General features: G+C 43.0%; 25 protein-coding genes. 8 read left to right on the top strand and 17 right to left on the bottom strand.

Going from position 1 to position 25340, the window contains the following annotated elements; genetic code table 11:
* Positions 1-51: 51 nt before the first annotated feature.
* The 3 genes from JJQ94_RS00840 to zapE form a co-directional block, all read right to left on the bottom strand.
* Complete coding sequence (locus JJQ94_RS00840) at positions 52-483, bottom strand: nuclear transport factor 2 family protein (RefSeq protein WP_099028632.1); 432 nt, start codon at positions 481-483, stop codon at positions 52-54.
* A 260-nt stretch (positions 484-743) separates the two neighbouring features.
* On the bottom strand, positions 744-998 hold the full coding sequence (locus JJQ94_RS24050) for a hypothetical protein (protein ID WP_236596461.1): 255 nt from the start codon (positions 996-998) through the stop codon (positions 744-746).
* Positions 999-1112: 114 nt separating this feature from the next.
* Positions 1113-2195 carry a cell division protein ZapE gene (zapE, locus tag JJQ94_RS00830; RefSeq protein ID WP_099028633.1) on the bottom strand — a complete coding sequence of 361 codons (1083 nt, stop codon included), beginning with the start codon at positions 2193-2195 and terminating at the stop codon, positions 1113-1115.
* A gap of 53 nt (positions 2196-2248) precedes the next feature.
* On the opposite strand from zapE, the gene JJQ94_RS00825 reads away from it, so the two are divergent.
* Genes JJQ94_RS00825 through JJQ94_RS00815 form a run of 3 tightly spaced genes read left to right on the top strand, consistent with a single transcriptional unit; the run spans position 2249 to position 3996 of the window.
* Positions 2249-2848: a Crp/Fnr family transcriptional regulator gene (locus JJQ94_RS00825; RefSeq protein WP_099028634.1), complete on the top strand. Its 600-nt coding sequence runs from the start codon at positions 2249-2251 to the stop codon at positions 2846-2848.
* Positions 2849-2908: 60 nt separating this feature from the next.
* Positions 2909-3544 (top strand): nitroreductase family protein, encoded by a 636-nt coding sequence (locus JJQ94_RS00820; protein ID WP_069019702.1) that lies wholly within the window; start codon positions 2909-2911, stop codon positions 3542-3544.
* Positions 3545-3546: 2 nt separating this feature from the next.
* Positions 3547-3996: a DMT family transporter gene (locus tag JJQ94_RS00815; RefSeq protein WP_099028635.1), complete on the top strand. Its 450-nt coding sequence runs from the start codon at positions 3547-3549 to the stop codon at positions 3994-3996.
* On the opposite strand, the gene JJQ94_RS00810 is transcribed toward JJQ94_RS00815, so the two are convergent.
* The 6 genes from JJQ94_RS00810 to JJQ94_RS00785 form a co-directional block, all read right to left on the bottom strand.
* Complete coding sequence (locus JJQ94_RS00810) at positions 3993-4610, bottom strand: glutathione S-transferase family protein (protein ID WP_099028636.1); 618 nt, start codon at positions 4608-4610, stop codon at positions 3993-3995. The genes JJQ94_RS00815 and JJQ94_RS00810 overlap by 4 nt on opposite strands.
* A gap of 222 nt (positions 4611-4832) precedes the next feature.
* Complete coding sequence (locus JJQ94_RS00805) at positions 4833-6437, bottom strand: AbgT family transporter (RefSeq protein ID WP_236596460.1); 1605 nt, start codon at positions 6435-6437, stop codon at positions 4833-4835.
* A 124-nt stretch (positions 6438-6561) separates the two neighbouring features.
* Positions 6562-8040 carry an FAD-binding domain-containing protein gene (locus tag JJQ94_RS00800; protein WP_099028638.1) on the bottom strand — a complete coding sequence of 493 codons (1479 nt, stop codon included), beginning with the start codon at positions 8038-8040 and terminating at the stop codon, positions 6562-6564.
* Complete coding sequence (locus tag JJQ94_RS00795) at positions 8033-8362, bottom strand: hypothetical protein (protein ID WP_099028639.1); 330 nt, start codon at positions 8360-8362, stop codon at positions 8033-8035. The genes JJQ94_RS00800 and JJQ94_RS00795 overlap by 8 nt, the downstream gene beginning before the upstream one ends.
* Complete coding sequence (locus tag JJQ94_RS00790; protein ID WP_010373027.1) at positions 8355-8618, bottom strand: DUF3081 family protein; 264 nt, start codon at positions 8616-8618, stop codon at positions 8355-8357. Before JJQ94_RS00790 ends, JJQ94_RS00795 begins: the two co-directional genes overlap by 8 nt.
* A gap of 44 nt (positions 8619-8662) precedes the next feature.
* Positions 8663-9202, bottom strand: coding sequence for an isochorismatase family protein (locus tag JJQ94_RS00785; RefSeq protein ID WP_236596459.1), 540 nt, complete (start codon positions 9200-9202; stop codon positions 8663-8665).
* Between the two features lie 103 nt (positions 9203-9305).
* Here JJQ94_RS00785 and JJQ94_RS00780 point away from each other — a divergent pair, with 103 nt between their 5' ends.
* A complete protein-coding gene (locus JJQ94_RS00780; protein WP_201435421.1) occupies positions 9306-10259 on the top strand; it encodes a ribonuclease Z in 954 nt (317 codons plus the stop codon).
* On the opposite strand, the gene JJQ94_RS00775 is transcribed toward JJQ94_RS00780, so the two are convergent.
* Both JJQ94_RS00775 and JJQ94_RS00770 read right to left on the bottom strand, forming a co-directional pair.
* Positions 10256-11569, bottom strand: coding sequence for a DUF2252 family protein (locus JJQ94_RS00775; RefSeq protein ID WP_099028642.1), 1314 nt, complete (start codon positions 11567-11569; stop codon positions 10256-10258). The genes JJQ94_RS00780 and JJQ94_RS00775 overlap by 4 nt on opposite strands.
* Positions 11570-11572: 3 nt before the next feature.
* Complete coding sequence (locus tag JJQ94_RS00770) at positions 11573-12403, bottom strand: polyphosphate kinase 2 family protein (protein WP_099028643.1); 831 nt, start codon at positions 12401-12403, stop codon at positions 11573-11575.
* A gap of 371 nt (positions 12404-12774) precedes the next feature.
* Here JJQ94_RS00770 and JJQ94_RS00765 point away from each other — a divergent pair, with 371 nt between their 5' ends.
* Positions 12775-15678: a hypothetical protein gene (locus JJQ94_RS00765; RefSeq protein ID WP_099028644.1), complete on the top strand. Its 2904-nt coding sequence runs from the start codon at positions 12775-12777 to the stop codon at positions 15676-15678.
* A 19-nt stretch (positions 15679-15697) separates the two neighbouring features.
* Here JJQ94_RS00765 and JJQ94_RS00760 read toward each other — a convergent pair whose 3' ends face one another.
* Positions 15698-16585: a formylglycine-generating enzyme family protein gene (locus tag JJQ94_RS00760; RefSeq protein ID WP_236596458.1), complete on the bottom strand. Its 888-nt coding sequence runs from the start codon at positions 16583-16585 to the stop codon at positions 15698-15700.
* Between the two features lie 179 nt (positions 16586-16764).
* Between JJQ94_RS00760 and JJQ94_RS00755 the strand changes: the two genes are divergently transcribed.
* Positions 16765-17655 (top strand): hypothetical protein, encoded by an 891-nt coding sequence (locus JJQ94_RS00755; protein ID WP_099028646.1) that lies wholly within the window; start codon positions 16765-16767, stop codon positions 17653-17655.
* A gap of 79 nt (positions 17656-17734) precedes the next feature.
* On the opposite strand, the gene JJQ94_RS00750 is transcribed toward JJQ94_RS00755, so the two are convergent.
* The 3 genes from JJQ94_RS00750 to JJQ94_RS00740 form a co-directional block, all read right to left on the bottom strand.
* Positions 17735-18538, bottom strand: coding sequence for a DUF1338 domain-containing protein (locus JJQ94_RS00750; protein ID WP_099028647.1), 804 nt, complete (start codon positions 18536-18538; stop codon positions 17735-17737).
* Positions 18539-18614: 76 nt separating this feature from the next.
* Positions 18615-19640, bottom strand: a complete 1026-nt coding sequence (gene astA, locus JJQ94_RS00745; RefSeq protein WP_099028648.1) for an arginine N-succinyltransferase — start codon at positions 19638-19640, stop codon at positions 18615-18617.
* 30 nt (positions 19641-19670) lie between these two features.
* Positions 19671-20876: an aspartate aminotransferase family protein gene (locus tag JJQ94_RS00740; RefSeq protein WP_099028649.1), complete on the bottom strand. Its 1206-nt coding sequence runs from the start codon at positions 20874-20876 to the stop codon at positions 19671-19673.
* Between the two features lie 184 nt (positions 20877-21060).
* Between JJQ94_RS00740 and JJQ94_RS00735 the strand changes: the two genes are divergently transcribed.
* Positions 21061-21489 carry an Lrp/AsnC family transcriptional regulator gene (locus tag JJQ94_RS00735; protein ID WP_099028650.1) on the top strand — a complete coding sequence of 143 codons (429 nt, stop codon included), beginning with the start codon at positions 21061-21063 and terminating at the stop codon, positions 21487-21489.
* A gap of 33 nt (positions 21490-21522) precedes the next feature.
* On the opposite strand, the gene JJQ94_RS00730 is transcribed toward JJQ94_RS00735, so the two are convergent.
* Positions 21523-22440 (bottom strand): hypothetical protein, encoded by a 918-nt coding sequence (locus JJQ94_RS00730; RefSeq protein WP_099028651.1) that lies wholly within the window; start codon positions 22438-22440, stop codon positions 21523-21525.
* Between the two features lie 117 nt (positions 22441-22557).
* Complete coding sequence (locus JJQ94_RS00725; RefSeq protein ID WP_099028652.1) at positions 22558-24459, bottom strand: putative bifunctional diguanylate cyclase/phosphodiesterase; 1902 nt, start codon at positions 24457-24459, stop codon at positions 22558-22560.
* 580 nt (positions 24460-25039) lie between these two features.
* Between JJQ94_RS00725 and JJQ94_RS00720 the strand changes: the two genes are divergently transcribed.
* On the top strand, positions 25040-25339 hold the full coding sequence (locus JJQ94_RS00720) for an isoamylase early set domain-containing protein (RefSeq protein ID WP_010372991.1): 300 nt from the start codon (positions 25040-25042) through the stop codon (positions 25337-25339).
* The last annotated feature ends 1 nt before the right edge of the window (position 25340 follow it).

The following is a 25340-nucleotide window of genomic DNA, read 5'->3' as shown; positions in this document are numbered from 1 at the left end:
TAGGCCACTTAGGTAATCCATGTGGTCTATTTTTTGAGTATTTATTGCCACTTAAAAATAGTGGCGAATACGCTTTATTTTTTCGCCGCTAAACTCAAACAGTGTCATAAGCTTTTGCTTATTTTCTTTTTCATCCGTGTTACCTTGCTGATCAACGCAAGGATGTAGATACTCAACGGTCACCACATTAAGGCCTTCAATGATGTTTGTGACTTCGATATCGCATTTTCCGTATTGGCCTAGATAGCTGAGTAAGCCTTTCTTATACTCTTCTTTTGACAATACGGCATTAAAGCGAGGGTGCTCGAATGAGGCGTCTGGCGTTAAAAGCGTAAGTAGGTGAGTAACATCAGACTCTTTTGAATATTGGTGTTCAACGGCTTTTTGTGCCTCGAAGTAAGCATTGACCTTGTCGCTCAGTGTATCTGCGGAGCAAAGACTTGAAACCAGCATGAGGGGCAGCAGTGCATATCGAACTTTCATTATGATTTTCCTTAATTTATTGTTTTTTACTCTGTATTAAATGCAACGTTTCGACCGGGAAATGCAAGTTTAGAAAATGGCCATGCCGTTTTTAACCAATGAGTAATTGTTTGATAGAGTAGGTTATCTAATGCGATATCTTCTGCTCCTATCCATAGATAGACATCACAATCAAAATCTGAAGATTGTGGCGGATCGATATAGACACAACCGATATACTTTTCACTGTCTCTGGTGTAAACCGCATAAGCAAATGCCGCTCACGACATAAATTCTTCCTTGTGGGTGGCTAAACTCGCAATGTTTTTCTCAAAAGTCATAGAAGCTTTCGGCCAGTCTGAATTCGGACCGAATATGCCTTGCAAACGTGCTTGATTAGCCATCACCAGCTCATAATCTACTGTCGCAACTTGTTCACCTAGCATGGTAAAAGAAAAATGCGATGTGCTAACCCTTTTTGGTGATACAAAAGAGTCGGGAATAAAAGGCTGAGATTGTTTTTGTTGATTAGTCATTGTCACCAGTATTCTCTGACAAGGGAGACTTTTTCATAGAAACATCCTTTTTTATTATTATTTGCGACAGGTTAGCATTCGGTTGTAATTTATACAATTAGAAAAATTGTAAGCTCAGCAGGCGCTAAGAGACCAACTTTGCATTTCTGTCACTCGACTAATGCAGCGAGCGAAAGCAAATGCCAGCTGCTCTCCTTGGTAGATTTGCGCTATGGGCGCATCTGCCAAAAAAACAACCAGTACTTTGGCTTCGTAACATTCATCGATAATCGCAATCAGTCGTCTGGCCTCATCGTCGCCAATCCTAGGTTGCATTGTGTTATTCGGGCGGATATAGCCTTCCTCAGTTCCTTGTGCTACATCTTTATTCTCTGGAGTAACACCAAGTAGCGGTAACTCAGAGATAAAAATACAGCTAAATTGCTGTGCAAGCTCAATATAGTCATTGGTAGCGCGAGGGCTTGAGCAGATCTCCATAAAATCAAAACATACGACGCTTTCATTTTCGCCAAGCACGTTAATTAGACGATGATTAACCTCAAGGACTCCCGGTTTGAATATGCCACCTGCATTAGTAAAAGCGTCCCAAAACGCTTGTTTATCGTTGACGAAGTAGTGGTTTGCCGTTGTTCCTTTACTAAATCGATGATCCGTCTCACCACACACAGATATAACTTCACAATGGCGCATGAGCAGGTGGATGGTTGGTTCAAAGCGGTCTCTGTGTAATCCATCTTTGTATAATTCCGTTGGGTGACAATTAGAGGTTGCAACTAAGGTTACGCCAGCTTCAAAAAGGGCTTCAAACAATCTCGCCATGATGATGGCATCACCGATATCAGTGACAAAAAATTCATCAAAGCACAGTAGAGAAGTGTGCTCAGCCCAGTTTTGGGCGATCCGCTTTAAAGGATCTCTCACACCTTGAATTTGATTGAGCTCTTTATGTACCTGTTGCATAAAATGATGAAAGTGTAGGCGAGTTTTATCTGTGACGTCAGTGAATTCATAAAACCAATCCATCAGCATCGTCTTGCCACGACCAACTGGGCCATAAAAATAGATGCCTTTATTCGAGTGACCACAAGCGAGTGAATGAGAAAGGGCATCTAAGGCTGAAATTGCAGCTTGCTGCGCTGCGTCAGGAGTAAGATTTCCACATTCAATTTGTGCTTGGTAATGGCTAGAGATTGACATAGACACTGCAAATAGGAATAGTTAATCCGAATAATATCATAAAGCTAGAACTCATGGATGCACTAACAAGATTAAAACAAGCGGTAGACGCCTATTACCCGCTTTCTCAAGAAACCTGGTCCGCTATTGCTGCGATCACCAGCATCAAATTACTCGCGAAAGATGAGTGGCTTTACAAAGAAGGAGAGTATCTGACTACTTTTGCATTTTTACATCAAGGGTTAGTTAGATTAGTAAACACCAATGCTGCTGGGCAGGAATACAATAAGCGTTTTTTTGTGGCGGGGGAATTTCCTGGTGTAATGCGTGCGCTACATCGCCAAGAGCCTGCCAATCAAGGGATCCAAGCGCTTGAAACATCACAGGTAGTCCTAATCAATTTTAAACAGTTTAGAGCACTACTGATGGATAATCCTGAATTAATGCGATTTCAAATACTGTATCTTGAGAAAAACTGGTTGTTAGAAAAGGATAAACGAGAGCTTTATATGGTGCAATTAGATGCCACGGAGCGCTATCTCGCATTTTTAAAAGAGCAGCCAGAACTTGCTGAGCGTGTACCACAATACCATTTAGCATCACATCTTGGGATCACTCCTACTCAGTTAAGTCGAATAAGAAAATCGTTAAAAAATTCAGGTTCGTTTACATAGGTAAATGAGCCAAGCTCTTCACCTTGTTAAAGTTGCCTCACACATAATGGAGAGCAACTTATGAATACATCACAACTAGAATCGTTATTGAATTGGCGCTACGCCGTCCGCAAATTTTCTGAGCAAACCATTGCTCAGGACAAAGTCGATAAGTTAATCGAACTGACGGGGTTGAGTGCTTCAGCTTTTGGCTTACAGCCTTATAAGATTATTCAAATATCCAAGCAATCGATAAAAAAAGCATTACTACCGCATTCGTATGGACAACAAAAAGTGCTTGATAATAGTCATCTATTAGTTTTTGCTGCGGATATGTCACCTATTGATAGCCAAGTAGAGCGCTACATTCAAGACTTTAAGGCGAATCGAAACCTTGATGAGCTTATCTATGCACAGATGGAATTGGGTATGAAAGATGCGCTACACACCATGGACTGTGCGTCTCAATATAGCTGGTGTTCTGAGCAGGCTCACTTGGCCCTCGGTACATTACTGCTGGTAGCTGCCAGTATGGAAATTGATGTTTGTCCGATGACCGGTATCGATAAGGTTGCCTACGATGACGTGTTGGGTCTTTCATCCTTAAACTTACGCACGGTATTAATTGCGCCAATTGGCATTCGTGACAGTACGGATGTGAACGCGAATACAAGCAAAGTAAGGAAATCGAGAGACTTGCTGCATATTGAGGTGTGACTATGATTTTTGCCATATTAGCAGTTTTTGCAGGTGGTGCAATTGCGGTGCAAGCAAGCATGAATGCACAACTTGGCGGTTTATTAAAAAGTCCGATATTGGCAGCTGGAGTGGCGTTTACCGTCAGCGCATTCTATGCCTTTATTGCCTTTCGGGTTTCTGATAACGTGCTACCAGCAACCTCAGAGCTAAAAGCCGTGCCTTGGTACTTGTGGTGTTTAGGCGGGGTACTAAGTGCAACTGGGGTAGGATTATGTTATTTCTTAATTCCTAAAATGGGCATAGGTAACCTAATGGCTTATTACTTGTGTGGTCAAATGGTGGTAGCCATGGTGATCGGTCAGCTTGGCCTTTTTGGTGTACCTCATACACCTATTAACCTGCAAAAAGTCGTGGGCGTGATTGCTGTGCTGACCGGTATTGTACTTATTAACGTTAATCGTTCAGGCTAAAACTCAGCCATTTCTAAGGCTTTGCTAATAGCTGGTGTTGCCGCAATTTGGCGATAATAGCGGCGTAAATTCTTAAGCGAAGGCGTTTTTTCTAAAAATGTCTTCGCACGCTCACAAAGCATAAATAAATAGCTGTCGCACAGCGTAAATTGATTTGCAAACAGGTAATGATTATCTGCAAGTAACGTATCAATAATACCAAACCCTTCTTCTAGTCGGCCTTGCTGCGAGCGAATAAGGTCGTCATACATCAAAGCACTTTGGGTGTGTCGTTCTGGGTAGGTGTACATCAATAAGTCGCTGTGAATAGAAGCGCTCATAAAATGCATCCATTGCAGGCACTGTGATTTTAGTTTTAGCTCAGTTGGGATGAGTTGCTTGTCGATGTGCTTTTCAGCAAGGTACTGAGAAATTGCAGCGCTTTCAAATAAGGTAAAGTCGTCGTCAACGAGGGCTGGTACTTGTCCGGCAGGGCTTAGTGTTAAGTATTGTGCACTACGGTTGGCATTTTTTTTGATATCCACCAGTTCAAGTTGATAAGGCTCACCAATGAGTTCTAATAAAATATGAGGCGCAAGGCTCGCACTTTGTGGGTAGTAAAAGAGTGTATACATAATTCACCTAATGTTAGGTCACGTTTATCACTCAGGAACAGGGCATAAAATAACAGTGATCACGTGAAGTTAGTTTAATACCAATGTAATAATTGCAATGTTATTGGTATCCAAAATCGGCTCCTTCTTCGCTGTCTCCTATTCAACCTTAGGTGAGGGTTGAGGTTTTCACAAATAAAAATGCCAGCAAATGCTGGCATTTAGATAATTTTAAAGTATTAGCTACGGATTGTAGTAGATAGGAGAGTTAGGTCCAACTGGTAGACCAAAGCCAAATACCCACACGTAGAATAGTGCTACCCAGCCGATAAAGAAGAACATACTGTACGGCAACATCGTTGCCACTAGAGTACCTATACCCATGTCTTTTTTGTATTTCGTCGCAACCGCTAATATCAAACCAAAGTAACTCATCATCGGGGTGATAAGGTTAGTAACTGAATCTCCAATTCGGTACGCTGCTTGAATGGTTTCTGGCGCATAGCCGATAAGCATTAGCATTGGAACAAATATCGGTGCAGTGACAGCCCATTGAGCTGATGATGAACCAAGGCTTAGGTTCACGAGTGCACACATGAATATAAACAGTACGAATACTTCAGGGCCAGTTAGGTTTAGCGCCTGTAATAGTGCTGCGCCATTTATCGCAAGGATAGTACCTAGGTTTGTCCATTTAAAGAATGCAACAAACTGAGCGGCAAAGAATACCAACACGATATACATGCCCATAGAGCTCATGCTTTTACTCATTGCATCAATAATATCGCGGTCATTTTTCATGGTGCCAACCACACGGCCGTATACAAAACCCGGAATAGCAAAGGTTACAAAGATAAATACCACGATCCCTTTTAGGAATGGTGAGCCTGCCACTTCGCCTGTTACCGGGTGACGTAAAATGCCATCTTCAGGCACTATGGTTAAGGCAAGTAGAATGCTTACTACGAGTAGTGATACACCCGCCCATTTGAGGCCTGACTTTTCTTTTGCCGAAAGTTTCTCAATATTGTTTTCACTCAAATCAACGCTGGCTTCTTTAGGGTCGTATTTTCCTAAACGTGGCTCTACGATTTTCTCAGTGACTAAGGTTCCCACGATGGCAATTAGGAATACTGAAATCATCATGAAGTACCAGTTCGCTTCAGGTCCTACTTGGTAAGTTGGGTCAATCATCTGCGCCGCGGGAGTCGTAATACCAGCTAATAGCGGATCTATGGTGCCAAGTAACAGGTTTGCGCTGTAGCCACCAGATACGCCAGCAAATGCAGCGGCTAAGCCGGCAAGTGGGTGTCTACCAAGGCTATGGAAAATCATTGCGGCAAGCGGAATAAGTACAACGTAGCCAAGTTCTGATGCGGTGTTAGACAAGATAGCAGCAAATACAATCATAAAGGTAACAAGGCGTTTTGAAGCGCCCATTACCATGCCGCGCATTGCTGCGGACAGCATGCCTGAGTGTTCTGCAACACTAACCCCTAGTAATGCAACAAGTACAGTGCCAAGTGGTGCAAAGCCAGTAAAGTTAGTCACAAGACCAGTCACAATGCGTTGCAGACCCTCAGCACTCATCAAGCTTACGACTTCAATAACACCGTCGGGGTCGCGACCTGCGGAGCCTTCTGGGCGAGGATCGATGGCAGATAGACCCATCCAATCGGCAATACCACTAAATAACACGATGGCGATACAAAACATTGCAAACAAAGTAATAGGGTGGGGAAGCATATTCCCTAAGAACTCAACAGTTGCCAAGAAGCGATTAAATAATCCTCCTTTTTGCCCCTGTTGGTTCTGACTATCAGCTTGCGTCTCTACAGCATTTGACATAGCTAAATTCTCAGTTCCAAAAAATGGCGCAACCTTAGCATTTTTTTTACATGAGGTCATGCTTAAGCGGCTATTTGTCCTCTTTTTAGGGTGAAAGGCGGAACATTGTGCAAAAACGGATCAGTTAGAATAGCTTAAGCTGATTTTTATCAGAACTTGCTTGTTTTTTGCGCCCACGACTTGAGCGACGCCTTGAAGCGTGAGTGTGAAGCACTCTGCCTGTTTCATCTTTATCTAGATGTTGTTTATAAAATGCGGAGATTTTTTCACGGGCTATTTTTGCTGCGTCATCGGGTAATATGGCTGGGCGTTGATATTGGTCTTCTTTTAAGCCGGTATAAAACCAAGGTGTATGTAAGTAATGCGTTGGAACGTGATTAAGCTCAGGAATGTAGCGGCGAATGAATTGACCTTCTGGATCATATTTTTGCCCCTGAGTTATGGGGTTATAGATGCGAAACGGATTTATCCCAGTGGTGCCTGACTGCATTTGTACCTGAGGATAGTGGATCCCAGGTTCATAATCGACAAATAGAGTGGCAAGTCTTGCGGCAGGCCTTTGCCAATCCAGCCATAGATGATAGCTTGAAAACGCCATCAACATGGCGCGCATGCGAAAGTTTATCCAGCCTGTGGTGATCAGCATTCGCATACAGGCGTCAATAAAGGGAACACCTGTGTTGCCGTGAGCCCAAAGTTCAAAACGTTGCGGATTAAATTCACTTGCACGCATATCAATTAAGGATGCATGCACAGCACGCTCTGCATAAAGCGGCTCTGATTCGAGCTTTTGCACAAAGTGGCTATGCCAGTAAAGCCGTGATAAAAAACCGCTCTTATTGCGTTTTGAGTCAACATTTATTGCAAGAGTTTGTTGTAAAACATCCCTGAGGCTTAGCACGCCATAGGCCAAATATGGACTGAGTCTAGAGCTACTGGTTACGGCTTTTACCGGGCTCGATATACCAAACAGGTAGTTGTCTATCCTATGATTAAAAAAGCTATTCAGGGTTTGCTGCGCGGCTTTGAGTCCACCTAATTGTGGCTTTGGCGCTGAGTTGCTGTCATTCCCTGGGTAGTCATTTAAAAGTGTAATGCCACTATGCTGTTGCAGCAGAGGATTGATTTTTGAAGGAGCTGGTAGACAGTCGCTTTGCAGCCAGTCTTCGGCTTGCTGTTGCCACTTATCACGATTAACTTTTCCCCTAAATACGGCTTGTTGGCGATACTCTTCATACGATACGTGTCTTTCTTTGCACCAGGCAATAACACGCAAATCGCGCTCAAATGTCCATGTATTCCCCGTTTCTTGATGGCAGTAAAGGGTTGCGATCGCGATGTGCTGATGTATCTTTTCAAGTATTTCAATGATATCGCCCTGACGAACCGTCAGTGTGCCACCTAAAAGCTGCAGCTGCTCAGCAAGGCTTAGAAGCGACTCTTTCACAAATTGAAATTGTCTTTCGCTGGTATCGGGGAGTTGCCAATATTCGGGCTCAATAACATACAAAATCAGTGTTGGTCTGCCATTATTACACGCTTCGTAAAGTGGTTTATGGTCGAACACTCTTAAGTCACGTTTGAGCCAAACGAGATTAATCATCTAACACCCCCTTAAACAATAAAGGGTAACGGCGTAGGCGTTTGCCTATGTAGTCGTCGGCGAGGATCTGCTGGCATATTCGCTCTACGTCATCGTCCACCGCAAACACCCAATCAAAGCGTTCGATGGCGAGCAAAAAGCCACGTTTTAAAAAGCGCTGTTGGCGAAATTCATCGCAGTTCTGTTTGATTATATTGAGTTTATTTGGATTTTCCCTGAGCGCTTCGACGACCTTACTTACATATGCGCGGGTTTGTTTGCTTTCAGGGTGGGGACGTCTAACGCGACGTCCTCGGTTGGTATTTGGATATAAGCTACTCATTCGCCTCTTTAAAAATGTAATCTAGCTTCTTAATAAAGTCGTCTTTGTGCTTATCTTGTTCATAATCCAAGTGATAAGTATTATGAAACCCAGAGCGCAGTAACACGCCACTGCCTTGCAGGTATATGGTGTAACCATCTGGATCTGAATAGGCCACTATGCCCTCATAGCGTTTACCTTCTTCAGTTACTTCACCGTGCTTTTGAATATGCTCGAACACCGTTAACAAGAACTTGCTATCTAATTCATTTTTCATTGTTCACCTCGATACTTGGAATACGCTTTCACTGTGATAGCCGATCACTTAACTAACGCTGAAATTGCCTTAAATTGCTCATTCTTGGCCGATTTTAGCCACTGAAATAAAATAGACTCTAAAGCCAAAAAGCGTGCGCCATCTGCCTGCATCTGTAGTAGCGCCCAATCTGTGTGTTTTGGATTACGTGAGCAAATACCATCGGCAACTATCACAACGTTGAAATTGTCCGCAAGCAGGTCATTGACGGTTTGTTGTACACAGATATGACTTTCGAGGCCAACCACGACTATGGTGTCGCGTTTATATTCTTGAATAGCTTGCTTGCAAGATTCAACGTGGTAGGCACTAAACGCGGTTTTTTCGATAACCGGAAGATTAAATTCAAGTAAACTCGGTGCTGTATGGCCAAGCCCTTTGGGATATTGCTCAAAAATCAGTGCAGGAACAGTCAAATGTTCTGCAGCTTGTAGTAGGGTGGTTACTTGGCGCTCGATATCGCCAAATACCTCAATATGAGGACGAAATTTTTCTTGAATATCGATCACTAAGATCATGCTGTCCGAAGGTATCAAATTCATCATCTTCTCCTTAGAGATTACGTTGCAAGGCGAGCACGCGCGCTTCGCTATTACGTTATTTATTCGTTACAATGATATACCCACTTAAAAAGTAAACGGTTTTGGCGTGAAAGTACATTTTCTTGGCACTTCTTCAGGTAGCCCATCTAAGCAACGTAATATGTCGGCAGCGGCAGTAAGCTTTGAAAATACCAAAGCCTGGGTACTAATTGACTGCGCCGAAGCGACCCAGCATGCGCTGTTGCACAGTGAGTTAACCCTATATCATCTCGAAGCTATTTGTATTACCCATCTTCACGGGGATCATTGCTATGGATTACCCGGACTCATTTCATCCATGGCGTTAAACTCTCGCAAAGCGCCGCTAAAATTAATTGCGCCGAGGGCCGTTATTCAGTTTGTGCAAAGCTGTTTTACACTGACAGAGGTGAGGTTGAGTTTTGACTTAATCACCATCGCCCTTGAAGAAATAAACGATAAGTTACAGCTTGAATGTTGCGATATCGAAACCATAGCGCTACAACACAGAGTGCCCAGTGTTGGCTATAAACTCACGGAAAAGTGCATTCCTCGCAAGTTAAAAATAGACAAACTTCAGCAAGATGGCATTGCGTCTGGCGGCCACTACAACCTGTTGCAAAAGGGCCAAGACGTGGAATACCAAGGCCGACTTTTAACCTCGGATGACTACAGTTTTTATAGTTGGCAACCTCGAGTTGCAATAATTTGTGGTGATAACGAAAAGCCCGGCTTGCTATCGCAGATGATAAAAGGGGTCGATTTGCTTGTTCATGAAGCTACCTTTACCGCTGCAGATCTTCATAAAGTGGGATTTCATACAGGGCATAGCGATGCTAAGCGCATCGCTCAATTTGCACAATTACATCAAGTGCCCATACTCGCGCTCACTCATTTTAGCGTGCGCTATCATGGCGAGGGCATGCTCCAGCCTCTTATTGAAGAGGCCAAGTTGCACTTTAGCAATGCACTCATCATCGCAGAGGATGGTCTGATTGTAGACATTCCAAAGCAAAAGCAAGTTGAGTGCGCAACCGCTTAGCTCTGGGATAGCTCGCAAAACCAACGCCAATCGGCTACGACTTGCTCGCTGTAATGACTGGCCGATTTGACCAATTCATCGATGAGACTAGGCAAAATGGCTACTGCATCCTCTTGAAATTGTAAGGATCGTCTATCTGCTCGCATATGTGAAAGGGCAAGGGCTTCACCGCATGCTTCTGCATATTGGCTAAAGCCCGACTTAGTCGCTGCACGCTTACCAATGGTGATGTCTTCTGGGTCTATACCAACGCGAGCATGATGGCGCGAGCGTACCAGCCAATGGCTGCCTTGCCACAATGCATTATCTAAAATGAGATCGGTACGGCGCTGCATTTTTCTTTGACTGTTGACGGTTAAGTGTGCGGGATCTAAGCGATTCACAGGGCTTAAATTTGCAAAGTAAGCAAGAGGCGAAGCGAGTTGCTGTTGTTTTACCTCCACAATGTGACATAGCGGCAGAATATCTTTAGTGGGCTTTTGTACGTTTGGGCCAACCAACAAGTAGTATCTGCTCAGATGCAGTGAGCCTGTGCCTTGGTCGATACGCTCAACACAATCTAAAATTTCGTCATCAACATAGGGCGCAAAGTGATGAATAAGGTTTTCTTTTAAATCGGGATCAAGTTGCTTAAACTTCAGTTTGTCTTCGCGAAAACGTAGCGGCTTAATGCTGAGGTCGATTTCCTTAGCAAGTGTACTTTTAATCGTAAACGCGGCGCCACCCGCCATTCTTTGCAACCCTTTTTGCCATCGTTTATGCAATATATGGTTATTATCAAACTCGGTTAAGCCTGTGTTGCTATCGACCTTATGTTCCAGCGACAACTGACAGGCTTTTAGGTAGCTGTGTAAAAAGTCCAATTGTGCTTGGGCAACCAGCTCTTTACTTACCAAAGGTTTACTTCGGTCTTTAATATCCTGTGCTTGCTCTTGAATACGCCCACCTTCTAGTTGGGTAAGCGGTAAACTCACTAAAAAGCGAAACAGGTCCCACACAGCGTGTCCGACGCAGGCATCATCGAAGTCATTAGGTTCAAAGATTAGGGTATCGCCGTGGCTGCCTTCTTCACTATGAAAGCCAAAATTGCCCGTATGACAATCGCCCATTACGTAGGTGAGTGGCAGGCTGGTGGCCGCTTCAGGTAACTGCAGTTGTTGCTCCAGTAAGTCCTTATACATAAGCGCGGCACTACCACGGAAGAACCGAAATGGACTGAGTCTCATTTTGTCGAATTTACTGCACTCATTGCTTACGTGAATGCCTTCACGCTCATTAAAGTAAGATGCAAGATAGTCGTGACGATTCATGGATTAGTCCTCCCTTTGAACAATACCCAATTGAGATTTTGCCAGTTTTACAACGGCTTTATCGATAGGTGGGGGACTAATATCAACCCCCGTGCTTAACGCTTCGACAATGGTTTTCATCACTTGTACGCGGGCATACCATTTATGTTCCGCGAGGATCAAATGCCATCCCGCTAAATTGGTATCGGTTTTAGCAAACATATCATCAATTGCTTGCTCATAATCTTGTCGCTTTTGGCGGTTGCGAATATCTTCTTCCGTTAGTTTCCAGCGCTTATACGGATTATTTAAACGCTCTGTAAAGCGTTTGAGCTGTTCGTCTTCGCTAATGTGTAAAAATAGCTTAACAATGCGGACGTTATCATCTGTCAGCAGACGCTCAAATTCATTGATTTCTTGATAGGCGCGGCGCCACTCTTGCTCACTAGCAAATGCTTCAACCCGTTCTACCAACACTCGGCCGTAGTATGAACGGTCGAAAATAGTCATAGTGCCCCGAGGTGGTAACTTCGTTTGAAAACGGTATAGGTAATGCCGGCCTTGTTCCTCGGGCGTTGGTTTTGCGATTGGGTAGACCTTAACGCCACGCGGATCGAGTTTTTCTGTCATGCGGCGAATAGCGCCTCCTTTACCAGCCGCATCCCAGCCTTCAAACACTAAAATAGCGCGCTTCCCTTGATGAAAATAGGCTTGTTGCACATGTAATAGTTGGGTTTGCCAGTACTTTAACTCGCTTTTGTAGTGTTTTTTTGAATCAATAGCGGGGTGTGTCATGGGAGGCTTAACACTTAGTCCGCGATTCAGCGCCTTTATTTCTGATACATAACTGGTCATGCTAACTCCTTTAATCGCCTTTGGTTAAGTTGGCCCTGTTGCTGTCAAAGTGCTTTTCAACGCGAAAATATTACCGCACCAACTAACTTTTGAGCGTGTTAGAGTAACCTAGCTTAAACTCTACAGGGACTTTTTGACAATGATATGTCATACCATTTTGTCTTACACTTCCCTAATTTGAGGGAGCTAATCAGGCGCTAACGGCGTTAAAAATTTCTCATCATTTAGAACAGGTAAATAGCAAAATTTTTCCTTGATTGAATAACTGACTCCATCAGTATAAAATCTACCCCGAATAATATCTCGCGCTCATTGATGAGTAGCAAATTGCATTGATGAGGAACAACCGGAATAAACAAGGAAGGATTGGCATGAAGCCTTTTGACAAATGGCCTGCGCTTGTGCAAGACGCACAGCAAGGTACATTCGATGATTTACTTTTTCAGTCAGATTCAGACGTAAAAAATTCGGCACAACCAACCAGATTGCCGATGGCTAAAGTGCCCAACATCATTCTTAAAGCACTTAACCCCCATCACACTGACTATATTCGTATTGACCCAAAAGAAGCTCGTTACTGGCATGGTGGACTTCATCACCATGACGATAGACAACTACTCGTTATTTCAAATAACCAAGCACAACGTCTCAAAACGGTTTCTCAAGGCAATATAAAGGAGATCTTTGCGTTTATTAAAAAGTCAGCGCTTGAGGCTAAAGTGGAAGGTCAGTTCGGTTCTGGTGGCAGTAAAGGCTTCTCGGGTGGGGCGGGAGAGTTAAGCCAAAACGGTGCACATTTAGGTGCTGCAGCTAAATATGCTGCTACAAGCGATTACTCAAAAAATGATGGTGTGGGCTTCAATAGTAGCGAAGGAGCAGGTACAACGCGACCGTCAATGGGTAAGAGTAACGCTGGCATTAAAAAAACACCCACTAAGCTAGAAAGTACAGCACAACCCATAGATACCATTGCGCCATCCGTCATTATTGGTCAACCAAATCCAAAGCAAATCGTAAAACTAGAGCAAAACCAAGCCACTAAAAGGCGTTTTGCAAATCATGTATTAGGGCCGGGAGAAACTGCCGCGAGTGTTGTCGAGCAGTATACAGGCACACCAAATGAAAGCCGTATATATGGTTTCAACCATCCTCAGTTTACTATAAAAAATCCTCCCAAAGCGGGTGATAAAGTCAGGGTGAATACCGGCTTTGACGTACTAGTTAAAGGGCAATTTTATAACAGCAACAGCGTTAACCTAATCTGGAAAGGGCCAACGTCGGGTTCAAAATCAGCCATATTGGAGCAAGTGAATGGCAAATATCTACCAGACAGAGGCTACGATTGGGAGTTGGCGCTACCGCTTGTGGCGGGGGAATACACATTAACCGCTGAAGCCGGAGGTGCGACGCACTCCGTGAGTTTTTCGGTTGAAGAATCCGAAGACCAACTGGAAATTATTGATTTTATATATATTCCAGAAGATAACAGCTTTATAGCGGTCACGCAGTCACTTGCCGATATTTTAGAGCAAGAAATGGAAGTACTTAACCCTCCCATGGAGCAGCTAAAGCAAGCGCTGGCTGGACAACAAGACCTCTCGAAACAAGATGATAAAGTAATTGACGCAAAAAAGGCGTTAAACGAGACCCTAAAACCACTTGTTTCAGGCCCTACCGCTAATAAAATTACCGAAGTCATTGGCTTTAAAGGTCGAAAGTATACCTATGTGCGTAGTGATAAAATCGCCAATCATACTAGACGCTACAAAATTGATACGGACATTCGAAACGGCCGCCGTTTTAGCGATGCGAATGGCAACTTAGACCGTAAAAAACTGAACAAAGCGCTTAAAAATGATTTGAGTAAGCTAAAGGTCAATTTTAAGTATGATAAGAAGCTTGTCGACACGTATACAACCATATGGGGCGAATGGGCTAGGGAGCTTAATAAAGATCTAAAGATAAAAAGGTTTGAAAAAAGCGACTATTTTGACGCCAGTGCAGAGGCGCGACTAATGCGCTACACCCATGGTGCGGGCATTGCTGCAAACTTTAGCCCAAAAGATGGTGTTTTTTCATTTCAAGCTGATGGCAAAGTCGATTTTGCAGTTGGTGAAGCAAAAGCTGCAATGAGTGGTTACTACCCTAATAAAAAGGGGTATGAATTTAAGTTTATGATGCCACTTAAAAATACGACCAAAGAGCGTGAGATAAACTTAGGCGCGATCCGGTTAAATGCGACCATTGCCCTTTTTGGCTATGCAGGAGCGAAATTACAAGCGGCGGCAAATGTAGGCTGCACAGTAAAGCAAGGTAAAATGATGCTTGAGGGATTAACCCCTGAACAAGTAAAAGCACTTAGCCGCGCTGATCGCAAGTTTGAACCTGTAAAAGGTGAGCTCAGCGCATTTGCTGGGGTATCCGCAGGCTGTGAGTTAACTGGTGCTTTGCAGTGGGATAATCCAGAAAAATCCGGAAAATCTAGCTTTTGTGATTTAGCTAAATTAGGTGGAAAGGCAGAAGGCGCATTTGGCGCCGGTGCAAACGCCGGGTGTTTTATTGGTTATGAAGACGGAAGGTTTATACTTCGCGCGAAGTTGGGACTTATCTGGGGCGTAGGTGCTGGCGGAGAGTTGGTCTGTGAGATAGGTGTAGATGAAATTGTCACGCTTGCCCAGTTCGTATATCACCAGCTTAAAAATAATGATTATGATTACCTTGAGTTTATACAGCCATTGGCATTTAACGTGCTGTATAAAGCCGTGGGTATGCATATAGCAACAGGTAAAGATATTGCTGAGTTTGTTGGTGGGACGATTGACTCGGTTGATAAGTGGTGGCGAACTAAAGTGCTTATCCATGATCAAGCCAAGGCCATTATACAGAGAGTTGAACAAACACCAGAAATGCTTAAGTTTACGGTACCTGAGTCCAAGGGAGCTTTTTTAAACTTATTAGCGAATCCCAACCTCGCCAGCCTTATAGACTCAGACGCCTACAGCTGGTCGGGCTTAAATGAGCAGCGCGAGAATGCGATTATTATCATACTTAAGCATATTCTCTGCACTGAAGAGCTAGATGAAGTATTGCAGCATATGGGGGAGGGCGGCGAAAAATGTAGCCGAGAAGAAGGCTTATCTCAGCTGAATAGTATTTTAGAAGGTGCTCAGCAGCGTGAGTTTGATGCATGGCGACGCAAACTACCAAGCAGAGCACGTTCCGGTTCGGTTGCAGTAGCTATGCTTAATACAACTCCATTTATCGCAATGGCTTAATTATAGACGTGCAACCAAGCTAGTTTGGTTGCACACTTAATTTTGTCGACTGATTAAGCGCGCAGCGAAATCCTTTAGCACGATACGCCTCATCAAGCTCATCTGACTCTTGCCGTGTATATACATTACTACCGCGGGGAGACTCTAAAAACCTGCCACCTCGCATGACCTTTTTTGTGCCTTCTTTTGGCCCTTTAGGATCCTGCTCTGGGGAGTGTTGATAGTAATCCTCAGCCCACCAGTCATTGACCCATTCAATCATATTGCCGCTTAAATCATAAAACCCCAATGGATTAGGGGGATAGGTGCCACTAATATGCGGCTCTGGCTCTTCGGCGAGAGAGTAATTTACACCGAGTTCAAGCATACCGGTATTGGTGGCAAACAAAATATTTTCACCACGGTTTCGTGCAGCAAATTCCCATTGTGCTTCTGTGGGTAAATCAAAGGGTAGCTGGGTTAACTCAGCGAGCCATAAACAATAGTTTTTTGCGCCATACCAACTTACTCCAGCAGGGAATTCAGGTGCACGCCAAATTTCATCTTTATCCCATTTTGTCCACATGGTTTTTGGTAGGTCGTTTACCGCGGTGTATAAATCAAAATCGCCATAGCTTACCTCATAAGCCCCCATCGAATAGCTGGTAAGGGTCACCTTATGAGCGGGTTTATTGTCGCGGGCTATGGTCCAAGGCAAGTTATTAGGGCCACCGCCATCGCCCATCATAAAGCTGCCGCCTTCAACAAATACCATTTGGGCTTTTGTGCGCTCAATAAGAGCTTGCACTTGCTTGTCTTGCTCGCCAGTAAGCGCGTCTATTTGTTGGCCTAGGTCGTCACACCCGCTTATGACCAAGCATAGTAATGTCGCTAAAGGGGTTAATATCTGGTGATCAATCTTGTCCATAAGTGTGCTATCCATATAATCTTTGCGGTATTTCTATCAGTTTTATTTACACATTTATCATAACTTGTTTAGCCGCATCTTTCTAAGTAAATAAGTATCTAAATACTTATTTCAATTTTAGTGTTAATACTTTTATACTAGCTAATGAGTAAGCAACGTTATTTAATAAGGAGATAGTAATGAATGCTTATAATATCGAAATATTGAAACAATCCATTGACGATAAAACACGCTTTGATGGCTGGGTATTTGGTTTGCCCCCCGGAATTAAAGCCAATCAATGGCCGCTTGATCCACATACAGGTTATCCGCTAAAGCACAGCTTTACACTAAAATTGCCAGAGGGCTATCGCACTGATGAGAATGCGTATGCGGTTAGCTTTTTTGCAATCGCGGTTGAGCATAATGATGGCGGACCCGAATATATTGAAGGGTTAGAAGAGGCGTTACTTGCTGAACAGTCGCCAGATGAACCGCTATTCAAACCCTTTTGGCAGGCGATGCAAACGGTTCATCCTAGCTGTAAGTTTGCAGCGGATACGCTAGATTGTTATTACGCAACGCTCCTGCTTAGTGAAGCTGAGTTTTACGGCGAGCTCTGTTCACCGCCAACTATTATTGAACGGCATTTTGAAGATGATGTTTGTGCTCCAGAATGGCTAGTCGAGGGTGGGGCGAGTTGCTTTTGGAAAATGAACTATTCCCAGTATCTCAGTTTGCCAGCTGAAGAGTACCAAATATATCGCGAGCTTGGTGGAATTCCCCCTGAAGCAGTGAGTTTTAACCGTGCAATTGCGCTTGTTGCCAACCCTAGTGATCCTAATGCGGGCAAGACGCCCAGCGAATATGAAGATACAGGTTATATTGATCCGTACGAAGGCGACCCTGAGTGGTTAGAGAGTGTTTCGCCAAACCATTTAGGCGGGACGAGTTTAAACGGTCAAGGGATCCCAGATTTTCTTACACCTTACTACATCGAATTCGAAGAGATCTTAGGTGGGCATAACTTTGGCGGAGGGATAGGTATGCTTGATTTGGTAAACCGCGAGTTTGATTGGAGTTGTGGCTAATATTAACTAGAAAAGCAGCCTTTATGGCTGCTTTACAATTTGGGCAGAGTGCTTAGGCAAGCACTGATTTTAAACGCGATTATCTTGCGTTAGTACTTTCAAAGATTTTGTCAGCAGAAGCTGCAACAAAACCAGTATAGATCTCGCCGTCAGGTTTGGTATAACGCAAAGCAAACTCATAGAAGCAGCTTGGAATGCTAAATTCACCGTCTTTAAACTGCACGATTTGGTGATCAGCAAGCGTTGAAGATTGCTCTAGTAACACTTCTGGAGAGCCTTTGATTTCGCCGCCAGAGGTGTTTAGTTCAAAACCGTTGTCTTTGAGCGCTTGGTTTACAGCTTCAATTGTGGTGAAGTTCTTCAGATAGTTGATGCTTACCGTGAAGTGGTTTGCACGGTAGCCCCATGCAGACATCCATGCGGCATACTCGCTTTCAGCGAGTAGCTTTTTGTATGTCTCGTGAGAAACACGCCAGTGGGTGCCAGAATACAGGAAGTTTTTAGCTGTTACTGCTGACTCGTCGATTTGCTCAACCATGTCTTTAACGATAGCTTGTAGTTCTTCTGAACATTTTTCAACTAGCAGCTCAGAGATAAACACCTTTGGTTTAGTTGGATCTTGGTGTTCATAATGCTTTGCATATAGCTTTTTCGCTTCAAAATGGTATTCGCCACACTCGGTGTAACCTACGGCTTTAAAATGCGCAGCGAGCTTTTCTAGGCCTACTTTTTCGATGTTAAAGGTACGCAATGCAATGTGGTCGTTGATCACGTCGTCTTTTTGCGTTGAGCCGAGTAGTTCATGAACTTTAACTGCTGAAGGCGTTACTTCTAGGTAGTTGTCCCACAGGTGTTCAAATAATGTATCTACGTTGTTGTGCATAATGGTTTCCTAATTTTTTGTCTTGGTGACAGCTTGTTAAACTTTATACCAATTGGTATCAGCACGACATTGAAATCTATAGTTCAAATGCGTTTATCAGTTCACCTTGAGTGACATCAAGCGCATTGGCTACCTCTGCGGTCAGCTGAATTTTTTCTTCTGCTTCGCACAGATAAGCCTGATCGGTAAACGTGGCTTTAAACGCGTCTAATCGACCATTTGAAATAGCAAGACTAGGGAGCTTGTCTGGTAGTGAAGTGACTATTTCAACCTCACCTTTAAACGACTCTCTAACCGTTCTAATGTTGTCGAGTTTGGCTTCCACCGTTGGACCTGCGTCGAACAAGTCAACATAGCCACGGTGTTCAAACCCCTCTTTTTGTAACAAACGCAAAGCAGGCTTGGTTTTCTCGTGCACTTTACCTATCACAGTTTGTGCTTCTGGACTTAGTAGGTTTGCATAGATGGGATACTTGGGCATAAGTTCACAAATAAAAACTTTGTCCCCGAGACCTACCAAGTGATCTGCTTGCGGAAATTCGATGCTAAAAAAGTGTTCTTGCAGCCATTGCCAAAACGGCGAATGGCCATGTTCGTCACTTACACCACGCATTTCTGCAATAACGGTATCGCTAAAGCGTTCTGCATGTTCTGCCATAAATAAGAAACGGCTTCTTGAAAGAAAGCGACCAGCTAACCCTTGACGATGACCTTCACGTAAAAATAGCGTGCAGATCTCAGAGCTACCTGTGTAGTCGTTACACATCGACAGAATATCAACGGTATTATAGACACCCAAAGTTCTTGAGTGATGTACTGTTTTACCAAGATGATAGTGATATAAAGGCACAGACATACCGACCGCGGCTTCAATCGCAGTGGTGCCTATAATTTCGCCCGTTTGTGTGTCTTCAAGAACGAATAAATAGCCTTCGTCGTATGGTTTTGACACTGACTTTGCAAAGCTTTCAACCGAGCGGTTAATTTTATTAGACAACAATTCGTCATCTACTGGCAATGAGGTAAACCCATGGCCAGATTCAACTGCTATGGTTTTTAGCGCATCGAAGTCAGTTTTTTGTATTGGTCTTAATACTAACATGAGAAAGAGGAGACCGAGGTCCCCAGCTCCTTAGCCGTTTACTACTGCAGCAACTGCTTGTTCAAAGCGTGCTAGGCCTTGTTGGATCTCTTCATCAGTGATCACAAGAGAAGGTGTAAAACGAACTACGTTAGTGCCAGCAACTAATGACATTAAGCCGTGCTCTGCACTTGCTACAAGAAAGTCGCGTGCACGGCCTTCAAATTTGTCATTGAGTACTGCACCAAGAAGAAGACCTTTACCGCGAACTTCAGAAAATACATTGTATTTGTCGTTGATAGCATTTAGGCCATCTCTGAATAGTTGTTCTTTGGCTTTTACGCCAGCTAACACCGATTCTGTATTTACTGTGTCAAATGCAGCTTCCGCTACCGCGCAGGCTAGTGGATTACCGCCATAGGTTGAGCCATGGGTGCCCACTTTAAGGTGAGCTGCAATTTCAGTGGTGGTAAGCATCGCGCCAATCGGGAAACCGCCGCCTAGTGCTTTTGCGCTAGTTAGGATATCAGGTGTTACACCTAGCCCTTGATAAGCATATAGATCACCAGTTCGGCCAACACCCGTTTGTACTTCATCAAAAATAAGTAGCGCGTTGTGCTTATCACATAGCTCGCGCACAGCTTGCACAAACTCAGCATTTGGAGAAATGATCCCGCCTTCACCTTGAAGCGGTTCCATCATGACTGCGCAAGTATTGTCTGAGATTGTTTTTTCAAATGCAGCTAAATCGTTATAGTCGATGTGAGTGATATCAGCAGGTTTTGGACCAAAACCGTCAGAATAGGCTGCTTGACCACCAACCGTTACCGTGAAGAAAGTACGACCATGGAAGCCTTTATTGAATGCGATAATTTGCGTTTTTTCTGCACCAAATTTATCCAGTGCCCAACGACGCGCAAGTTTAAGTGCCGCCTCGTTTGCTTCAGCGCCTGAGTTTGCGAAATAGACTTTTTCTGCGAATGTTGCATCAGTTAACTTTTTGGCAAGGCGAAGCGCAGGCTCGTTGGTCATCACATTTGATAGGTGCCAAATTTTTTCGCCTTGCTCTTTAAGTGCAGAGACTAGCGCAGGATGACAATGGCCTAGACAGTTTACGGCGATACCGCCTGCAAAATCGATGAACTCTTTACCTGTCTGATCCCATACGCGAGAGCCTTGGCCTTTAACAGGAATGACAGCTGACGGGTTGTAGTTTGGAACCATGACTTCATCGAATAATTCGCGATTTGCTTGCATGACGCTTTCTCCTAAATTGTTATCATTGTGCGGTATTACTGTCGGGCAGAAGCTGATTACTTATTGTTCTGCTCACAGCCAACTTGCTATTTCTTCATTATTACGCGCTTTTGTAATAATTTGCAGTGCAATAATTCACATATTTGCTATCATTTATGTCAAATTAACATGGTTAAATTGCAAAATGATTAGTTCACAAGACGAAAAGCTCATTGCACTGTTGCGTAATAACGCACGAGAGAGCATTTCTGAGTTAGCACGTAAGTTAGACCTTTCCAGAACCACAGTACAAAATCGTATCGCAAAATTAGAGCAAAATGGCGTAATTAAAGGCTATCGCGTAGAGTTCGCGGAGCAGTATATGGACGATTTAGTATCGGCACACGTTTCTATCAAGGTAAAACAAAAACTCACGACAAAGGCGAATTTGGCATTGCAGCAGTTGCCAAATGTTTCTTCGCTTTATGCCATTAGTGGGGAATATGACTTGATTGCCGTTGTTGAAGCGCAGAGTTTGGAGCAGTTGAGTCATCTGCTAGATGAAATCGGTAATTTAGAAGGGGTTGAGCGTACTAATTCTTCGGTTATTCTAGAAACCAAATTTAAGCGATAGCGCGTTATCCCGATCTTAATGAATATTGGGTAATCAAGTTCTGGGAAGGTGAGGCCAGTCCTTTTCATAAAGCTCGACTTTGAAGTTTGTTAATTTTACTTTCTCAAATTGATCAGGAGAAATAAGGGCCCTTTCTTTGTTGAGAAAATATATGAGCTCATATAGAGCGTTCGATATAATTCGCAACCTAGTTAAAGTGAAATTATTGCTTTGTTTCAACTGGCTTAAGATCAAGAGTTCTTTCAAAGCAGCAAAACTTTCTGAGGATTTTATAAGTTCATCGTAAACCGATAAAAACTGCTTATAGGACATACACCCTTCGCTATCTTGGGCTAAATGCTCACCAATTTCAGTTTGCATGAATTGAAATATAGGCCTGTCAATTTTGACTCTGCTGTAAAAGTACTTTTGAATGTTTGTATCAGCCAGAGCCCGTTCTATTTTTTTCAAGTAATAATTAAATTCATTGGTTTTGCTATCATCCCCAAAATCTAAATAGCTAAATTCAGTTTTGAGAGACTCAACCCAATAGAAATACCGTGCAAACATATAAAGCGTAGATGATAGATAATGTTTTTTTGTCATCGGCCATGCACCATACATAGGTTGACTATCATCATCTACCAAAAGAACTGGGTTTTTTGAATTGGATTGCCTTTGACAAACATGCCACAGCCGATCTTGAAGGTCACTAGCGGACAGTAAAATTTTACCTGAATACTTTCTTACGATAGCTTCTAGTTGTTTTTTGATCTCTACTTTATTGTTGTAATCAAGTTCCCTGAGTTTTAAACCTGATTTATACTTTTCAATATCCCTTTTAAAGATATTGCTAGCAACATTTTTGGCTAAAAATACAACGATAGCTGTTCCCACCGCAATACCTCCGCCGAATCCTAACCCTGTAGCTATTTCTCGAATAAGCCTCTGTGGAAAGTCAATTTCTGTCATGCTTAAGATCTCTGTTTCAACGTTAGAATTGTTTCTGCTTTGTTCAAAGTGATTTGTAGCAGCATTCAAACTGAAAGGTTTCGTTAATACGAATAAGTGTAGAGTGTATAAAGTCGGTTATCCAACTTGCTCTGGTAACCAAATGCTGGTGCCGGTGGCTGCGATATGATTCACATTGCCATTTAACACTTTGCTACCAACATTATTTGAGCTTTCAGGCCTGCTAACTAAATACCCCTGTACACAGCTAATTCCTAAGTTTTTAACTAGCTCAAATTGTTCGGTTTGTTCAACGCCCTCGGCAACAATTTTTAATTCTAACTGCTGTCCAAGTTCGCTGATGGAATTGAGGATCTTACGATACTTAGGGTTGCTATTAGCTTGAGTGATAAACAGTTTATCGATTTTTATCACATCAATAGGTAAATCGGCGAGGGTGCTTAGTGAGCTAAAACCTGTTCCAAAGTCGTCAATCGCGACACTTATTCCTGCATCTCGGCATTGTTGCAATTGTGAAATCGTTTCATTGCTGGCCTTGATAAGAGTAGATTCAGTGATCTCCAACATCAAAGCAGTGGCTGGTAAACCGGTTTTTTCTAGGGCAGCATTTACCCATTCAAAGACCTTTCTGTGCTTTAGTTGTATTCCAGAAACATTGACTGAGATTTTTACCTTTTTCATCCCTGCATTGTGCCATGCACACATTTGCCTACACGACTCAAGTAGGATCCAATCACCAAGCTCTAGAATCAAATTAGACTCCTCTGCAATTGGAATAAATTCGGCCGGTGGAATTTGTCCTTCTATCGGGTGGTTCCAACGAATAAGCGCCTCAAAATAGTCGATAGCACAATCTTCAACATGCACTATTGGTTGGAATGACAGATAAAAGCTTTGCGCAGAGATAGCGAGTCGTAACTCTTGTAAGAGGTAGTGATAACGTCGCATTTTCGAACCCATTTCGGGGGAATAAACTTTAAAAATCCCACGACCATCCGTTTTTGCTCTGTACATAGCAACATCAGCCATCTGTAATAATGAGTTTGGTGTTGCTGCACTATCTGGGTATACCGCGATGCCGATACTTGCTCCAATTTTGACAAGCTTATTGCCAAGCAAGAAATCACGCTCTATATCACTAAGAATGGACTGTGCGATTTCTGTGCACAAACTTGGATTGTTTAATTTGGGAATAAATAGCGAAAATTCATCGCCGCCGAGTCTTGAAAGGTTTTGTTCAAGGCCATGAATAGGGTGGCAATCTTCTAAACCATATTGGCGAACCACTTTGGAGAGCCGAGCGGCAACTTGGATCAGAATTTCGTCGCCAAAACTGTGGCCAAAGGAATCATTGACCTGCTTAAAGCCGTCCAAATCAATAAATAGCAGGCCACATTTTTGTCGCGCCAACTCTGCTTGCTTTAACTTTGCCTCGATATGGTCAATATATGCATGTCTATCTATTAACTTAGTGAGCTTGTCTTGAAAAATTTGAGACTCTGAATGGCGTTTTACTCGTGCAAGATGACTAGACAAATCGTGGATCGCATGGCTGAGCTTGGCAAGAGAAGACTGATGATGTAGTGGCGCACTATCAACCTCTAAACGCGTCAATATTCCTCCAACGTCCTTATTCACCTCGCTTATATCTTCATCTTGATTACGATAGCGGCGCTCTGATTTAAAAAGATACGTAACAATAGCGAGTAAAGTTGCAATTGAAATTAGAGTGATTGGAGAAGTAAACACGGCATACCAAACTGTACTTACATCCAGATATTTGGGTATTCCTAGTGTTGATTCTACCGCAACATAGGTGTGGTTTCCGCTTGCTGCAAAGCTCAAGCCGTGCAGTAGTGGGGAATACCAAGGTGATACCATTGATGTTGTAAGGTGTTCATTTGCCGAGGTTGTAGCGAGCAGCTCAAGCACATGAGCCTTAAAAGACAGATGCAGCAATATGACTACAAATAATGTGCCCAGAAGTAGGGTACTTGTTAGTCTTATCGCGTTTGGCATGAATAGGCTTTCCTTAGCAATTCAGACTCTTGCATATTACGGAGTAATAGTACTCAGATGAGATCTTCATCGCAAAAAATGTAATCTGAAATTATAGTTGCTAACCTAGTTTTTTACACACTTTAGCATTCAGTTGCAAACTTCATCGTGCAAAAGTACTAAAAATTTTACTTTGCAGACTGCTTTATATGAGCGGGATCAATTATTAGTTAAATTCACTTTACATGATAACCATTCTTAACTAGCTTTCTTGTAGACTCTTAATGTGATTGGCTCAGTGATTGCAAGGAACTCATAGTAAACTGAAATCACTGCTTATCTGATTTAGATTGCGCCAAAGCGGTGCAAAATTGCACCAAATTTGTACTGTCATACAAACTCAATATTTGTTTGCTGTACTTAGGGCTGTTGATTTTTAAAGCGAACGGTGAGTTGCCATCTAATTAAAATTTAATTTTGCAATTTAATTTCACTTAAATCTCAATATGCTCGACATAAATCGTACACAGTTACCAGTCGTTTGCAGTATTAGCGTACGTCACTGTGAAATAAGGACTCACAAAAGGTAAACGGGGGTTATATGCTCACTAAACGGTTTTTCAAAACAAAAGACGAAGCAGAAATTACATTTTCATTTTCACACCCAGAAGCGAAAACGGTGGAACTTGCTGGTGATTTTAATGATTGGCAACCCGAGCCGATGAAATTCATCAAAAAAGACAGTGCGTTTAAGCTTAAACACCGTTTACCAACCGATAAAGACTACCACTTCAGATATTTGATTGATGGCGAAGTCTGGGACAATGATCATCAAGCAGATGATTATGTGCCAAACGGCTTTGGAGAAGACAACAGTGTTGTGTCCACAGCGAGAGCGTAAC

This window comes from Pseudoalteromonas sp. GCY (assembly GCF_016695175.1).
GTDB lineage: Bacteria > Pseudomonadota > Gammaproteobacteria > Enterobacterales > Alteromonadaceae > Pseudoalteromonas.
Note: the sequence above shows the minus strand (reverse complement) of the source record. Positions and strands in the feature narration are given on the sequence as shown.